This window comes from Streptomyces sp. STAM6 (assembly GCF_054963715.1).
Map to the genome: position 1 here is coordinate 74,767 of NZ_JBUEFZ010000002.1, position 14,769 is coordinate 89,535.

16 protein-coding genes are annotated in these 14,769 nt (G+C 72.3%); 6 read left to right on the forward strand and 10 right to left on the reverse strand.

Annotated elements, in window-relative coordinates:
• The first annotated feature begins 97 nt into the window (after window positions 1-97).
• Window positions 98-757 carry a peptide-methionine (S)-S-oxide reductase MsrA gene (gene msrA / locus ACY34K_RS02765; protein WP_462742974.1) on the forward strand — a complete coding sequence of 220 codons (660 nt, stop codon included), beginning with the start codon at window positions 98-100 and terminating at the stop codon, window positions 755-757.
• Window positions 758-767: 10 nt separating this feature from the next.
• Here msrA and ACY34K_RS02770 read toward each other — a convergent pair whose 3' ends face one another.
• Together ACY34K_RS02770 and ACY34K_RS02775 are read right to left on the reverse strand one after the other, a co-directional pair.
• Window positions 768-1,412 (reverse strand): response regulator, encoded by a 645-nt coding sequence (locus ACY34K_RS02770; RefSeq protein WP_462742976.1) that lies wholly within the window; start codon window positions 1,410-1,412, stop codon window positions 768-770.
• The gene (locus ACY34K_RS02775) at window positions 1,409-2,566 is read right to left on the reverse strand and encodes a sensor histidine kinase (protein WP_462742979.1); all 1,158 of its coding nucleotides are present in this window, start codon (window positions 2,564-2,566) and stop codon (window positions 1,409-1,411) included. Before ACY34K_RS02775 ends, ACY34K_RS02770 begins: the two co-directional genes overlap by 4 nt.
• Window positions 2,567-2,655: 89 nt before the next feature.
• Here ACY34K_RS02775 and ACY34K_RS02780 point away from each other — a divergent pair, with 89 nt between their 5' ends.
• Window positions 2,656-3,234, forward strand: coding sequence for a hypothetical protein (locus ACY34K_RS02780; protein WP_462742982.1), 579 nt, complete (start codon window positions 2,656-2,658; stop codon window positions 3,232-3,234).
• Here the strand turns inward: ACY34K_RS02780 and ACY34K_RS02785 are convergent.
• Window positions 3,147-3,533, reverse strand: a complete 387-nt coding sequence (locus ACY34K_RS02785) for a DUF1330 domain-containing protein (protein WP_462742984.1) — start codon at window positions 3,531-3,533, stop codon at window positions 3,147-3,149. The genes ACY34K_RS02780 and ACY34K_RS02785 overlap by 88 nt on opposite strands.
• A 162-nt stretch (window positions 3,534-3,695) precedes the next feature.
• Between ACY34K_RS02785 and ACY34K_RS02790 the strand changes: the two genes are divergently transcribed.
• Entirely contained in the window at window positions 3,696-4,436 is a 741-nt protein-coding gene (locus ACY34K_RS02790; protein ID WP_462742987.1) for an RDD family protein, read from the forward strand.
• Between the two features lie 108 nt (window positions 4,437-4,544).
• Here the strand turns inward: ACY34K_RS02790 and ACY34K_RS02795 are convergent, their stop codons facing one another.
• Both ACY34K_RS02795 and ACY34K_RS02800 read right to left on the reverse strand, forming a co-directional pair.
• Complete coding sequence (locus ACY34K_RS02795; RefSeq protein ID WP_462742989.1) at window positions 4,545-5,804, reverse strand: L,D-transpeptidase; 1,260 nt, start codon at window positions 5,802-5,804, stop codon at window positions 4,545-4,547.
• A 234-nt stretch (window positions 5,805-6,038) separates the two neighbouring features.
• Window positions 6,039-6,389 (reverse strand): hypothetical protein, encoded by a 351-nt coding sequence (locus ACY34K_RS02800; protein ID WP_462742992.1) that lies wholly within the window; start codon window positions 6,387-6,389, stop codon window positions 6,039-6,041.
• 106 nt (window positions 6,390-6,495) lie between these two features.
• On the opposite strand from ACY34K_RS02800, the gene ACY34K_RS02805 reads away from it, so the two are divergent.
• Window positions 6,496-6,789 (forward strand): hypothetical protein, encoded by a 294-nt coding sequence (locus tag ACY34K_RS02805; RefSeq protein WP_462742995.1) that lies wholly within the window; start codon window positions 6,496-6,498, stop codon window positions 6,787-6,789.
• Window positions 6,790-6,999: 210 nt separating this feature from the next.
• Here the strand turns inward: ACY34K_RS02805 and hutH are convergent, their stop codons facing one another.
• The 5 genes from hutH to ACY34K_RS02830 all read right to left on the reverse strand — a co-directional run bounded on the left by hutH (window position 7,000) and on the right by ACY34K_RS02830 (window position 12,828).
• A complete protein-coding gene (hutH, locus tag ACY34K_RS02810) occupies window positions 7,000-8,541 on the reverse strand; it encodes a histidine ammonia-lyase (protein WP_462744000.1) in 1,542 nt (513 codons plus the stop codon).
• 88 nt (window positions 8,542-8,629) lie between these two features.
• On the reverse strand, window positions 8,630-9,802 hold the full coding sequence (locus tag ACY34K_RS02815; protein ID WP_462742998.1) for a GGDEF domain-containing protein: 1,173 nt from the start codon (window positions 9,800-9,802) through the stop codon (window positions 8,630-8,632).
• Window positions 9,803-9,850: 48 nt separating this feature from the next.
• Window positions 9,851-10,639: an enoyl-CoA hydratase/isomerase family protein gene (locus ACY34K_RS02820; RefSeq protein ID WP_462744002.1), complete on the reverse strand. Its 789-nt coding sequence runs from the start codon at window positions 10,637-10,639 to the stop codon at window positions 9,851-9,853.
• 39 nt (window positions 10,640-10,678) lie between these two features.
• Window positions 10,679-11,857, reverse strand: a complete 1,179-nt coding sequence (locus tag ACY34K_RS02825) for an adenylate/guanylate cyclase domain-containing protein (RefSeq protein ID WP_462743002.1) — start codon at window positions 11,855-11,857, stop codon at window positions 10,679-10,681.
• Between the two features lie 101 nt (window positions 11,858-11,958).
• Window positions 11,959-12,828: a biotin--[acetyl-CoA-carboxylase] ligase gene (locus ACY34K_RS02830; RefSeq protein ID WP_462743005.1), complete on the reverse strand. Its 870-nt coding sequence runs from the start codon at window positions 12,826-12,828 to the stop codon at window positions 11,959-11,961.
• Between the two features lie 109 nt (window positions 12,829-12,937).
• Here ACY34K_RS02830 and ACY34K_RS02835 point away from each other — a divergent pair, with 109 nt between their 5' ends.
• Window positions 12,938-14,536, forward strand: coding sequence for an acyl-CoA carboxylase subunit beta (locus tag ACY34K_RS02835; RefSeq protein WP_462743008.1), 1,599 nt, complete (start codon window positions 12,938-12,940; stop codon window positions 14,534-14,536).
• Window positions 14,537-14,547: 11 nt separating this feature from the next.
• On the forward strand, window positions 14,548-14,757 hold the full coding sequence (locus ACY34K_RS02840; protein ID WP_462743011.1) for an acyl-CoA carboxylase subunit epsilon: 210 nt from the start codon (window positions 14,548-14,550) through the stop codon (window positions 14,755-14,757).
• The last annotated feature ends 12 nt before the right edge of the window (window positions 14,758-14,769 follow it).

Consider the following 14,769-nt stretch of genomic DNA (forward strand, 5'->3'; position numbering starts at 1 on the left):
GCCCGCGCGGCGGGCGCCCCGCCGGAACGGGGCGCCCGGAATGCGCGGCGGCACCGGAGCGTTGTTCCGTTGCCGCGACCGAGAAGGAGACCGAGTCATGCTGTTCGGCCGAACCCCTGTGCTCCCGACCCCCGAGCAGGCCCTGCGCGGCCGCCCGGAGCCGGAATTCGCCGTGCCCGCCCGCCACACGGTCCTCGGCAACCCCCTCGTGGGCCCGTACCCGGAGGGGCTGGAGGTGGCCGACTTCGCGCTGGGCTGCTTCTGGGGCGCCGAGCGGAAGTTCTGGCAGACGCCCGGTGTGTGGACGACCCTCGTCGGCTACCAGGGCGGCTACACGCGCAACCCCTCGTACGAAGAGGTCTGCTCCGGCCTGACCGGTCACACCGAGGCGGTCCGGGTGGTCTTCGACCCGTCGGTCGTCCCGTACGAGACGCTGCTGAAGCTGTTCTGGGAGTCCCACGACCCGACCCAGGGCTTCCGTCAGGGCAACGACGTGGGCACCCAGTACCGCTCGGCGATCTACACCCACTCCCCCGCCCAGGCCGCCGCGGCGGACTCCTCCCGCGACGCCTACCAGCAGGTCCTCAAGGGCTCGGGGTACGGCGAGATCACCACGGAGATCCTCCCGGCGGACGGCCGCCCGTTCTACCCGGCCGAGGCGTACCACCAGCAGTACCTGGACAAGAATCCGGGCGGCTACTGCGGTATCGGCGGCACGGGCGTGTCGTGCCCGATCGGGGTGGCGCCGGCGTCGTAGTCCGTCGTGGTCAGGGGGCGGCGAGGCCCTTCTCCCAGGCCCAGGCCGCTATGCCGACGCGGTTGCGGACGCCGAGCTTGGCCTGGATGTTGGCGAGGTGGGTCTTGGCCGTGCCCGGGGTGACGTAGAGCTCGGCGGCTATCTCCGCGTTCGTCAGCCCACGGGCCACCAGGCGGGTGATGTCTCGTTCGCGGGGCGTGAGCGGGTCCGGGGCGGCGGGTTCGCGCGGGGGCGGGGTCAGCCGGCGCAGGAGGCGGACCGTCACCTGGGGGCTGATGAGGGTGTCGCCGGCCATCGCCGCCCGTACCGCCTCGATGAGCAGCGCGGGGCCCGAGCGTTTCAGCAGGAAGCCGCAGGCGCCGTGGCGGAGCGCGGTGTGCACGTAATCGTCGAGGTCGAAAGTGGTGACGACCACGACCCGGGTGTCGGGCGCGAGAAGGCGGGTGACTTCCAGGCCGTCGAGGTGCGGCATCCGGATGTCGGCGAGAACGACGTCGGGGCGTACGGTGCGGGCGAGTTCGACGGCTCTGCGGCCGTCCGCGGCCTCGGCGACGACCGTCATGTCCGGCTGTGAGTCGAGGACAAGCCGGAAGCCGCTGCGGATGTCGTCCTGGTCGTCGGCGAGGAGGATGCGGGTGGTGGGGGTGGTCGTCACGGTGTGCCTCCGGCGGCGGTAACGGCGGGAAGGGTGACGGCCAGGCGCCAGGCGCCGTCGTCGGTGGTCGTGGTGGCGAGCGTGCCGCCGAGGGCGCGGACGCGTTCGGTGAGCGCGAGGAGCCCGCTGCCGCCGCGCTCCCGGGGGCGGCCGCGCGGCGCGGTGCGGTGGGCGTCGTTGGTGACGGTCAGCAGGACGTTCCCGCTCTCGACGCGGAGGCGTATGTCGACGCGGGTGGCGGCGGGGGCGTGGCGGCGTACGTTGGTGAGGGCTTCGGTCACGACGCGGTGGGCGGTGGCGGCGGCCTCGCGCGACAGCGCGGAGTCGACACCGGGTGCGATGTCGAGCCGGGCGGGAATGGCGCCCGTGTCGGTGAAGCGTGCGACGAGGGCGGTGAGCCGGGCGAGGTCGGGGAGCGGTTCGCGGGCCTCGCCCGTGGCCGTGTCGTGGTCGCGGAGCATGCGCACCGTGCGGTCGATGGAGGTGAGGGCGGCGAGGCCGGCCCGTTCGATGCGCTCCAGTGCGGCGGTGGCGGCGCCGGGATCGTGGTCGGCGACGAAACGCGCCGCCTGGGCCTGGGCCACGATGCCGCTGACGTCGTGGGCGACGAAGTCGTGCAGGTCGTGGGCGAGTTCCAGCTGCTGGGCGCGGCGGGCATCGAGGACGGCCAGGCGGCGGCGGCGCTCCATGAGGCGCGGGTAGCCGCCGACGACGGCTGCCGCGAGGGTGGGCAGGGTCCAGAAGACGCCCATGCCGATGCGCTCGTAGAGCGAGGCCTCCGGCACGAACGGCTGGGTCCACAGCGCGAGCGCCGCCGTGGACACGCCGACGCCCGCGGCGGCCCGGCGGGGCGGCGCCCACCGGAAGGCCGCGGTCTGCAGCACGACGAGCGCGAGGGCCGCCGCGAACAGCCAGCCGGAGTCCTCGTACGTACCGCTTCCCGCCCCGCCGAAGGTCACCGCGAGCAGCAGGGCCCCGGCCGCGGCCGCCACGGGGCCGGCGCAGACGCGCGAGCGCGGCAGGCACGCGGCACCGGCGACGACGGCGCCCACCGAGGCGCAGGCGGGCACCGCCGCGCGGGTGCCGGCCACGCCAACAGCGGCGCAGACCAGGGCGCTTGAGGCGGCCACCACCGCCAGGTCTCGTCGTCTCATCGCCGGCCAGCCTACGCAGCGGGGCGAGCCGCCCACATCTGCCGATCGGCAGATGGCCGTCAACACCCCGGCCGGACAAGGCTGAGGGCATGGAAACGGATGTCACGGCGCCGCCCCGCTGGGTGGTGCGCACCGCACACATCGCCGCGCTCGCACCGCTGCCCACCGGGCTGTGGCGGATCGCCGGAGCCTTGGGCGTGCCGCTCGGCTTCACGGGCGCGGACCAACTGGCCGACGTGCGCCCGGGCAGCTGGTTCTCGGTCTACCTGGTCGCCCTGAGCGTCTTCGCGGAGGCGCTGGGGCTGTTGACGCTGGGGCTGGTGCGGCGGTGGGGCGAGATCTTCCCGGCGTGGTTCCCGGTGGTGGGCGGCCGGCGTGTGCCGACGGCCTTCGCGGTGGGCCTCGCCGGCGCGGGCGCGCTGGCGCTCACCGCGCTGGGCGCGCTCGGGGCCGCCGGCTGGAACGACCCGGACAACATGGGCGCCCCCGAGGCGCCGACAGGCCCGGCCTACTGGGTCATGACGGCCTGCTATCTGCCTCTGGTGGCGTGGGGGCCGCTGCTCGGGGTGGTCGCATGGCACTACTGGCTGCGCCGCCGCCGTGCGGCGGCCCGGGACCCTCGTTCCCGGGCCCCGCGCAGGGCGGCCGCCGTCGCCTCCGGCCGGTAGCCGTCCGGCACCCCGTCGATGAGCAGGACGTCACCACTGAGGTGCCGGGCGCGCAGCGGGACGAGTTCCTGGTACGCGGCGGAGTCGTACCATCCTCGCGCGGCGTCCATCGACGGGAAGCCGATGATCACCAGGTCGCTCTCCCAGCTCCCTTCCCGCACCTCCCGCTCGGGCGCCCCGTGCACCAGATACCGACCCCCGAAGGGGTCGAGGGTCGCCTGGATGCGCTCGATGTACAGGAGGACCTCGTCGTGGATCTCGGCCGACGGCCGCAAGCAGGCTATGGCGTACGCGGTCATGCATTCCTCCTCGTGATCGCTCCCGCCCCGGCGGTGCCCCCTGATCCTGCCGGGCCGCGGGGCGGGTCGCGATGACCGCGGAGGTAATGCCCGGGCGGGAGGCCTCCGGGGCGAGCATAGGCTGATTGTGTACCTGTCAGCGGCGTGCGCGATGATGCCGACATGAACGCGCCACGGGGGCCCCAGAACCAGACGCCACACCCTTACGCCCACCCTCCGTACGAGCAGCAGCCGTACGCCGCGCCGCAGTACGGGCAGCCGCCACAGGCGCCGTACGCGCAGCCGGCCGCCGGGCAGGCACCGTACGGGCAGGCGCCGTACGGGCAGGCACCGCACAGCCAGAGTCCGTACCAGGCGCCGTACGGGCAGGCGCCCCACGGCCAGGCACCGTACGGTGCGCCGCCCGGTGCGGCACCGCGCCGGGTGCCCGGACGGGCCGGGGAGGCCCGCCGGGTGCTCGCCGTCGCGGTGGACTGCGCCCTCGCCTTCTGGGTGCCGTACGTCCTGGTGGGACTGAACGACCCGGCGGACGGGACGGCGGCCGACGTGTCCAAGCCGGTGCTCTACGTCTCGGCCGTGACCGCCTTCTCGTTCCTGAACCACGTCGTCCTGACGGTGCTGTGCCGGGCCAGTGTCGGCAAGCTGATCACCGGCATCCGCGTGATCCGCGCGGCCGACGGCGGCAGGCCGGGCTTCTGGCGGTCGCTGCGCCGCTGGCTGTCCGGTCTGTGCTGGCTGCCGCTCCAGCCCTGGTACTGGCTGCGGTCGCTGTACCGGGAGGTCTTCGGGCGCAACGCCGCGCGCGGCACGGTCGTGGACAACGACGACGGCGAGCTGTACGACGCCGATCTGGCGGGCCTGCGCTGCGCCCGCCGCAAGGACCTCGTGGCCCGGGGCCGGTAGGAGCCCGTCGGGCCGTGAGTCCGTACGACGAAGGCGGCGGCACCCACCAGGGGTGCCGCCGCCTCGTCCGTTCGCGGTCCGCCGCGCTTCGGCGGCGGGGCCGGTGCGTCAGACCGCCGAACCGGCCTTCCACTCCGCCCAGCTCATGTTCCAGCCGTTCAGGCCGTTGTCCGGCTTGATGGTGGTGTCCTTGGAGTTCTTGACGACGACCACGTCACCGATGATCGAGTTGTCGTAGAACCAGGCACCGGGCTGGCTCGGGTCGTTCGCGCCCTTGGCGTCGTTGAGGCCCACGCAACCGTGGCTGGTGTTGACGCTGCCGAAGATCGAGTCGGCGCCCCAGTAGTTGCCGTGGATGAACGTGCCGGACGTGGACAGCCGCATGGCGTGCGGCACGTCCTTGATGTCGTACTCGCCCTTGCCGTCGTCGTCCGTGAAGCCGACGGTGGCACCGTTCATCCGGGTCTCCTTGAACTTCTCGGAGATCACCATCTGACCGTTGTAGGTCGGGTTCTCCGGGGAGCCGGCGGAGATCGGGATGGTCTTGACCGTCTTGCCGTCCTGGGTGACCGTCATGGTCTTGGTCTCGGCATCGACGGTGGAGACCTGGTTGCGGCCGATCTTGAAGGTGACCGTCTTCTGCTGGACGCCGAAGACGCCCTCCGCGCCCTCGACGCCGTCGAGGTCGAGCTTCATGGTGACCGTGGAGCCCTCGGCCCAGTACTGCTCGGGGCGGAAGTCCAGGCGCTGCCCGTTGAACCAGTGGCCGACGACCTCCTGGCCACTGCTGGACGTGACCTTGATGCCGGCCTGGACGGCCTTGCGGTCGGTGATCGCCTTGTTGAAGTTGATCGAGACCGGCATCCCGACGCCGACGGTGGAGCCGTCCTCGGGGGTGAAGTTCCCGATGAAGCTGTTGGCCTGCGACACCGTGGTGAACGACGAGTTCTCGTGGGCCTCGCGGCCCTCGGAGTCCTTGGCCGTCGCCGTGATCTTGTAGATGGTGGCGCGCTCGAGCTGCTCGGAGGGCTGCCAGCTCTTGTTGTCGGCGGCCATCTCGCCCTTGACGCTCTTGCCGTCCTGGGTGGTCATGGTGACCTGCGTGAGGGTGCCGTCGCTGACGGTGACCTTGGCGTCGTTGATCGACGCGTTCTGGGCGCCGTTCTTGGGCGTGATGACTATTCGGGCCTGGGAGGCGTCCTTCGCCGCCGCCTCGTCGACCTGCGCCTGTGACTTGTTCGGGCTTTCGGCCGCGGCCTTGTCGTCCCCGCCGTTGCAGGCGGTGAGCACCAGCACGCCACCGAGCAGTGCGGACGCGGCCACCAGGCCCCTGCGCCGCTTGCTGTCCGTCATCACACGCTTCTCCATCGTCGCCGATTCCCTGCCAACTGTTTCAACAACACCCATAACACCCCGTCCGGTTCCGGATCGGACCCGGATGTGGGCAAGACCACTGCCGCATGTGGGCAACGCCACTGATCGACACGCACAAGCGGCGGATCCGGTTCCCGGACTCGCGAACCGGGCCCGGGCGGCCGCCCCGCACGCACGGACCCCGGACACACGCGCGGCTGCGGTGTCCGGGGCCCGAGGCGCGTTCGTCTACAGGCGTCCCCCCTCGCCGCCGAGGTACACCTCATCATCCTCCTCGTCCATGTCCCACTCCTCCGCGCCGGGGTCGTAGTCCTCGAGCTGCTCGCAGCTCCAAGAGGCCTGGACGACCTCGATCCCGGGCACCTCGTCGATCAGGTCCGCGGGCTCCACGAGGTACGCGAGCGCTTCCGCTTCGTCCTCGCGGACGGCCGAGCGGGCGTGCGTGCGCTCCTCCTCCGGCATGAACTCATCGGCTTCGATACGTTCCAGAGCGGCGTCGGTAAGCTCTTCGGCGTCGCTCACCTCCAGCACCAATTCGACCCGAAGTCGAACAAACCGTGATGTCTCAGCAGGGCTCATATGACGGAGCGTAAGCCGCGGGGGCCCGCGACTTTCCTGCGACCCGCTGTGTTCATTAGCATCGGCGCACCCACCAATTCTCGGTTCCGCAAGGGGATCTGAATCTGTGTCCGTCGCACGCCGACCGCTGCTGACCGCCACCGCCGCCGGTACCCTGCTCTGTGCGCTGTGGTTCGTCCCTTCGGCCAACGCCACCGATGAGCAGGTGCGGGTGGAGCAGCGGTCCAGAGCGTCCGCCACGAGCGCCGACGCCGCACCGCAGCAGGGCCGGGACCTGGTCCTGGCCGACACCGGTGGTGTGGACACCACCCCCTATCTGTTCGGTGGCGCGGCGTTCCTGGGGCTGGGCGTGGGCCTGGTGACCTTCGCGGTGCGCCGGAGTTCGTACACCGCGCTCTGAGCCGCCCGCGCGGTCGGGCGGCCGGCACGGCCGAGGGCGTCGTCGCCGGTCGCGGCCGCACGCCGCCGCCCGTCACCGCCAGGAGCCACACGTATCCGGTCCCGGCCAGGAGCCGCGCGTATCCGGTCACGGCCAGGAGCCGCGCGTATCCGGTCACGACCGAGGGCCGCCCCCGGCGGGGACGGCCCTCGCATTCGGTTCCGCGGAAGGTCAGGCCAGCGGCCCGGTGATCCGCTCGACGGCGGTGACCAGGGCGCCTTCCCGGACGAAGACGTCGGCGGCCTCCAGGTCGGGGGCGAGGAAGCGGTCCGGGCCGGGGCCCTGGACGCCGGCCGCGCGCAGCGCCTTGATGGCGGCCTGCGAGGCGGGTGCCGGAGTGAGGCCGGTGCGGAGCTCGATGGCGCGGGTCGCGGCGTACAGCTCGACGGCGATGATCCGGTTGAGGTTGCCGATGGCGGTACGGAGCTTGCGTGCCGCGGACCAGCCCATGGAGACGTGGTCCTCCTGCATGGCCGAGGACGGGATGGAGTCGGCCGAGGCCGGGACGGCCAGCCGCTTCATCTCGCTGACCAGCGCGGCCTGCGTGTACTGGGCGATCATCAGGCCGGAGTCGACGCCGGCGTCGTCGGCAAGGAACGGCGGCAGACCGTGGCTGCGGTTCTTGTCGAGGAGCCGGTCGGTGCGGCGCTCGGCGATGGAGCCGAGGTCGGCGGCGGCGACGGCGAGGAAGTCCAGGACGTATGCCACGGGGGCGCCGTGGAAGTTGCCGTTGGACTCCACCCGCCCGTCGGGCAGCACGACCGGGTTGTCGACGGCGGACGCCAGTTCGCGTTCGGCGACGAGAAGGGCGTGGGCCATGGTGTCGCGTCCGGCGCCGGCGACCTGCGGGGCGCAGCGGACCGAGTAGGCGTCCTGGACGCGGGGGGCCTCGTCCTCCTGGAAGTGGCCGGTGAGGCCGGAGCCCTTGAGGACGGCGAGCATGTTCGCGGCGGCGGCGCCCTGGCCGGGGTGCGGCCGGATGGCGTGCAGCTCGGGGGCGAGCACCCGCTCCGTGCCGAGCAGCGCCTCCAGCGAGAGGGCGGCGGTGATGTCGGCCGACTTGTAGAGCCGGTCGAGGTCGTCGAGGGCCATGATCAGCATGCCGAGCATGCCGTCGGTGCCGTTGAGGAGGGCGAGGCCCTCCTTCTCGCGGAGCTCGACGGGCTCGATGCCGTGGGCGGCGAGCAGCTCGCCGGCGGGGCGGACGACGCCGTCGGGGCCCTCCGCGTCACCCTCGCCCATGAGCGCGAGCGCGCAGTGGCTGAGGGGGGCGAGGTCGCCGGAGCAGCCCAGCGAGCCGTACTCGTGCACGACCGGGGTGATTCCGGCGTTGAGCAGGTCGGCCATGGTCTGGGCGACGTGCGGGCGGACACCGGTGTGACCGGAGGCGACGGTCTTGAGCCGCAGGAACATCAGCGCGCGGACGACCTCGCGCTCGACGCGGGGACCCATGCCCGCGGCGTGCGAGCGCACGATGTTGCGCTGCAGCTGGGCACGGAGGTCGTGACTGATGTGCCGGGTGGCGAGGGCGCCGAACCCGGTCGACACGCCGTAGACGGGCTCGGGCTTGGCGGCGAGGGCGTCGACGATCTCACGGGCCCGGGCGAGCGCGGAGACGGCCTCCTGCGAGAGCTCGACACGCGCGTTGCCCCGGGCCACGGCGATGACGTCCTGTGCGGTGGTGCCGGACGTCCCCACCACGACTGTGTGCATATCCATATTCAGCAGCGTACGGATTGAATCCCAACGTGTCACTACCCCTTCCGAAGGCGGCTCCTTACCGGCGGCACGGCTCGATCCGTCAGGATTCGGGGTGGGCGTCGCGGAAGCGCCGGCGGTCGCGCGAGGCCGTCGGCGGGGCGTCCGCGAGCCGGATGACAGTGCCGTCGCGGCCCGCCACCACGGGCTTGGGCGAGCGGGCGGCCTTCGCCCGGTACTGGGCCGCGTCGGCCAGCCGGAACAGCCGGCGGGCCGAGCGCACGGGCCCGATCGGGTCGCCGGTCGAGGCGATCCCGCAGGCCACGCCCTCGCCGAGCTCCAGCTCATGGGCGCGTGCGCACAGCTCGTCGGCGGCGGCCACGACCTCGTCCGCCTCGGGGCCGACCGTCACCAGGCAGAACTCGTCGCCGCCCAGCCGCGCGGCCAGCGCGCCCGGGAGCATCGCCCCACAGTAGGAGAGCACCGAGCCGAACCGCTCCAGCAGCCGGTCGCCCACGGCGTGACCGTGGGTGTCGTTGACCCGTTTGAGGCCGTTGAGGTCACAGACGACGAGGCTGACCACGGAGCCGTCGGCCCGGAATCGCTCGACCGCCTCGTCCAGCCTCATGTCGACCGCCCGGCGGTTGGCCAGTCCGGTCAGCGGGTCGGTGAAGGCCAGCTTGCGGACCTCCTCCAGTCGTTCGGTCTGGGCGATCCCGGCCGCCACCACCGACGCCAGCACGGTCGCGAAGTCGGCGTCGGCGGGGTCGAAGACGGGCGCGCCGGCCGGCCGGGCCACATAGAGCTCGCCCCACGCGCGGCCGTGCAGCACGATCGGCGCGACGACGCAGCAGCCGCGCCCGCGCCGCCGCAGCATGGCGACCCTCCCCCGTAGCACTCCGTGCACGGGGGAGGACCCCAGCTGATAGTGGCCGTGGGCGCCGGGGACCCGGCCGTCCGCCGTCTCGACCCAGGCGTTCGGCTCACCGCCGCCCGCCCACCGCTCGTGGAGGAATTCGGTGATTTCCGAGAACTGGTGCACGGGGTAGGTCTCGGCGTCCGGGAACTCCTCCTCCCCCGGCGCCCGGTCCCCCGCGTTGACCAGCACTTTCAGCCGGCCCAGGTCCCGCTCCCAGGTCGAGAGGGCGGCGAACGTCCCGCCCAGCGCGTCCGCCGCGCCGAGCGCGGCAGCCCGCCAGGACTCGCGCGGTGTGTGCGCGGACGCCATGGCCTGCGCCAGCGCCACTACAGCCCGTAGCCGGACATCCTCACCCATTCCTCAAGCTTAGGGAGGTTTCCCGACTTCTTACCCGCCGGGCACTCCTCATTCCCCGGGCCACTGCGGCTTCCGCTTCTCGTTGAACGCGGCGACGCCCTCCGCGCGGTCTCCGGAGAAGGCCACCGAGCGCCATGCCGCGTCCTCGACCTCCAGGCCGGCGCGCAGGTCGAGCCCCTGACCGAGCCGCATGGCCCGCTTCGCGGCACGCAGTCCGACGGGCGAGTGGGCGGCGATCCGGGCCGCCAGCTCCAGCGCGCCCGTCCGGGCGTCCTCCGCGATCCGGTCGACGAGCCCCAGCCGCTCCGCCTCGTCGCACCGCAGGCGCTCGGCGGTGAACACCAGCTGCGCCGCCCGCGCCGCTCCGACCCGGCGCGGCAGCAGCTGCGTACCGCCGCCGCCCGGGATCACACCGACGGACACCTCGGGCAGCCCGACGACCGCCGTCGAGTCGGCGACGATGAGGTCGCAGGCGAGCGCCAGCTCGAAGCCACCGCCGAGGGCGAAGCCGTGCACGGCGGCGATGGCCGGCATGGGCAGTTCCAGGACACCGGTGTAGGCGCCGCGCGCGACCGGCCGCTGGCGCACGAGCTCGGCGTCGGTGAAGGAGTTGCGCTCCTTGAGGTCGGCGCCCACGCAGAAGGCCTTGTCGTTGGAGGAGGTCAGCACGGTCACCCGGACCGAGGGATCGGCGCCCAGCGCGTCGCACGCGGCGCCGATCGAACGGGCCATCTCGGTGGAGACGGCGTTCATGGCCTTGGGGCGGTCGAGCACCAGCTCCGCCACGTGCTCATGACGGCGTACCGCGACGAACTCCCCGAAGCGCTGCTCCGGCATCTGCTCGGACATGAACTGAACCCTCCCGGTTAACGAGCGTTATCCGGGGATCTTAGGCTCCCGCCGCGTCAGCAGCCAGGGTTCGATGACACCGAGGCCTCGCACCGGTCGCTGCCACATCGGCTGGAGCGCGAAGCGGTACTTCGACAGATCGGCCGGGGCCTCGCCCTCCTTCTCCGCGCGCGCCTCCTCCTCGGCCACCTGCGCCTCCGACACGGGCGCCTCCCCCGTGCGGACCAGCTCCTCGGCGAACGCCCCGTCCACCAGGACGGCGTCCTTGGGCGCTATCGACGTCAGCCGGCTCGCGAGGTTCACCGTCGTACCGAAGACATCGCCCATCCGGGTGGTGACGGTGCCGAACGCGATGCCCACGCGCAGCGCCGGCATCGTCTCGTCGTGGGTGAGGGTCTCGATCAGGCGCAGCGCTATCTCGGCGGCCGTACCGGCGTCGTCCGCCGCGAAGAGCACCTCGTCACCGAGGGTCTTGATGAGCCGGCCGCCGTGGGCGGCGACCAGGTCCGCGGAGGTGGTCTCGAACGCCTCGACCAGCTCGCCGAGCTCCTCCTCCTCCAGCCGGCGGGTCAGCCGGGTGAAGCCGACCAGGTCCGCGAAACCGACCGCCAGCCTGCGGTCCACCATCTCCTCGTCGTCGGCGGCCTGCACGACGCGACCGGTCGCGGCGGCGAGCTGGCGCCGCCACACGTACACCAGGAATTCCTGGAGCTCCGGCAGCAGCAGCTCGACCAGCGGATAGGTGACCTCGGTACGGGTCATTCCGGGCTCGGGCGGCTCGGTCAGGCCCTCCAGGAAGGAATCGATCTGCCATTCGGCCAGCCGGGCGGTGGTCTGGCCGGTCGAGCGGGCCACCTGCACGGCCATCGGCTCGCTCAGCAGCCCGGCCTCGACCAGACCGGCGAGCCGGCGCAGGGCCAGGACGTCCGCCTCGGTCAGCGCCTTGGCCTGGCCGATGTCGGCGAACCCCATGGCCCGCCAGAAGCGGGAGGCGAGATCCATGGAGACACCGGCGGTGCGGGCCGCCTGAAAGGGGGTGTACCGGCGCTCGGCACCGAGGATCAGCTGTTCGAGCCGGATGGCGAGGGGGTCGTCGGTCGGCTCCGCCGTATGGTCGACGACATGGTGGGGGGTGGGGTGCTCCGAAGAGGGCTGCTCCGAGGTGCGGTGTCCCGACCCGTCCGAATTCGCGTCGTCGACGGTCACCGGCCGCCTCCTGCCCGTTCCCTGCGCACTGTCTGCCGATCTCTTGGTCCTGGATCGCCTCAACGATACGGCAGGTGTGCCCTGGCTCACGTCCCCGTGCGTCAGCGCGTTCGGTCGACCGGGCGCAGATGGACGATGTCGCCCGCGCCGACGGCCTCGCGGCGGCCCTGCGCGTCGGCCACCACGAGCCGCCCGTCGCTGTCGATCGCGACCGCCTCGCCGGTCAGGAAGCGGTCTCCGGGGAGCTCGGCGCGGACGGTGCGGCCGAGCGTGGCGCAGCCCGCCGCGTACGCCTCCTGGAGTCCGGACGCGACCGGGTCGCCGCCGGCCGCCGTCCACTCGCCGTACCAGTGCTCCAGCGAGCGCAGCACCGCGCGCAGCAGTGGGTCGCGGTCGGTGGAGATCGAGTCGGCGAGGGCGAGCGAGCCGGCGGTCGGCACGGGAAGCTCGTCCTTGCGGAGGGTGACGTTGACGCCCAGGCCGACGACGACGCCGTCGCCGGCCCGCTCGGCGAGGATGCCGCCGGTCTTGCGCTCCTCGCCCGCGACGGTCACCAGCAGGTCGTTCGGCCACTTCAGCGCCATGTCGACGCCCGCGGCCCGGGCCAGTCCGGTGGCGGCGGCGACGCCGGTGAGCAGCGGCAGCCACGCCAGCCGCCCGGCCGGGACGTCCGGCTTGAGCAGGACGGAGAAGAAGAGGCCGGAGCGGGCGGGCGCGGTCCAGGCGCGGTCGAGCCGGCCGCGCCCCGCGGTCTGCTCCTCGGCGACGAGGACCGCCCCCTCGGGCACGGCGGCGGCGCGGGACGCCAGGTCGGAGTTGGTGGAGCCGGTCTCCGCCACGACGTCGAGGGAGCTCCACAGGGAGCCGGGGCGGACCAGCGCCCGGCGCAGGGCCGAGGCGTTCAGCGGGGGCCGGTCGAGGTCGCTCCAGCGGCTTGCGGAACCGGGCGATGGACCATGTGAGGGCGTCATGCAAGCCAGCCTAGGTGTGGCAAACACCGCACTGCCGAACGGTATCCCCGCCGATACGCTACGGGTCAGTAGCCACCGAACCCGTGACCAGGCAGGGAGCCGCATCCCGATGTCCGAGCCGGCAGAGTCCCAAAAGATCGACATTCACACCACCGCGGGAAAGATCGCGGATCTGCAGCGCCGAATCGACGAGGCGACACACGCCGGCTCCGCGCGTGCCGTCGAGAAGCAGCACGCCAAAGGCAAGTTGACCGCCCGCGAGCGGATCGGCCTGCTGCTGGACGAGGGGTCGTTCGTCGAGCTCGACGAGTTCGCCCGGCACCGCTCGACCAACTTCGGCCTGGAGAAGAACCGCCCGTACGGAGACGGCGTCGTCACCGGGTACGGCACGGTCGACGGCCGCCCGGTCGCCGTGTTCTCCCAGGACTTCACGGTCTTCGGCGGGGCGCTGGGCGAGACCTTCGGCCAGAAGATCATCAAGGTGATGGACTTCGCCCTGAAGACGGGCTGTCCGGTCATCGGCATCAACGACTCCGGCGGCGCGCGTATCCAGGAGGGTGTCAGCGCGCTCGGCATGTACGGCGAGATCTTCCGCCGCAACACCCATGCCTCCGGTGTGATTCCGCAGATCAGCCTGATCGTCGGCCCGTGCGCGGGGGGTGCCGTCTACTCCCCCGCGATCACCGACTTCACGGTGATGGTCGACCAGACCTCGCACATGTTCATCACAGGTCCCGACGTCATCAAGACCGTGACGGGCGAGGACGTCGGCTTCGAGGAGCTGGGCGGCGCCCGGACGCACAACACCACCTCCGGTGTGGCGCACCACATGGCGGGTGACGAGAAGGACGCCATCGAGTACGTCAAGTCCCTCCTGTCGTACCTGCCTTCGAACAACCTGTCCGAGGCGCCCGCCTTCCCCGAGGAGGCGGACCTGGAGCCGAACGAGGAGGACCGGGAGCTGGACGTCCTCATCCCGGACTCCGCGAACCAGCCGTACGACATGCACACCGTCATCGAGCACGTGCTGGACGACGGCGAGTTCCTGGAGACGCAGGGGATGTTCGCACCGAACATCCTGACCGGCTTCGGGCGCGTCGAGGGCTACCCGGTCGGCATCGTCGCCAACCAGCCGATGCAGTTCGCCGGCTGCCTGGACATCAACGCCTCGGAGAAGGCCGCGCGTTTCGTGCGGACCTGCGACGCGTTCAACATCCCGGTGGTGACCTTCGTCGACGTGCCCGGCTTCCTGCCGGGAGTCGACCAGGAGTACGGCGGCATCATCCGGCGCGGCGCGAAGCTGATCTACGCGTACGCGGAGGCCACCGTCCCGCTGATCACGGTGATCACGCGCAAGGCGTTCGGCGGCGCGTACGACGTCATGGGCTCCAAGCACCTGGGCGCCGACCTCAACCTGGCGTGGCCGACCGCGCAGATCGCGGTGATGGGCGCGCAGGGCGCGGTGAACATCCTGCACCGCCGGGCCATCGCGGCGGCTCCCGAGGAGGAGCAGGAGGGGCTGCGGGCGCAGCTCATCCAGGAGTACGAGGACGCCCTGCTCAACCCGTACACGGCGGCCGAGCGCGGCTACATCGACGCGGTCGTCATGCCGTCGGACACGCGGGCGCAGATCGTGAAGGGCCTGCGTTCGCTGCGGACGAAGCGGGAAAACCTGCCTCCGAAGAAGCACGGCAACATCCCCCTCTAAGGAGCCCCTGGATGATCAAGGTCGTACGGGGCAACCCGACCCCGGAGGAGCTGGCCGCCGCACTGGCGGTGGTTCAGGCGCGCGCCGCGGCCACGGCGGCGGCCGTGAACGGCGGCGCTCCCCGGATGCCCGAGGACTGGTCGGATCCGGCGCGGATCGCGCGCAGCACCCGGCCCCGCCCCGGCCCACGGGCCTGGGCGCGGTCCTACTGGCCGGTCTGATCGCGCCCGCGG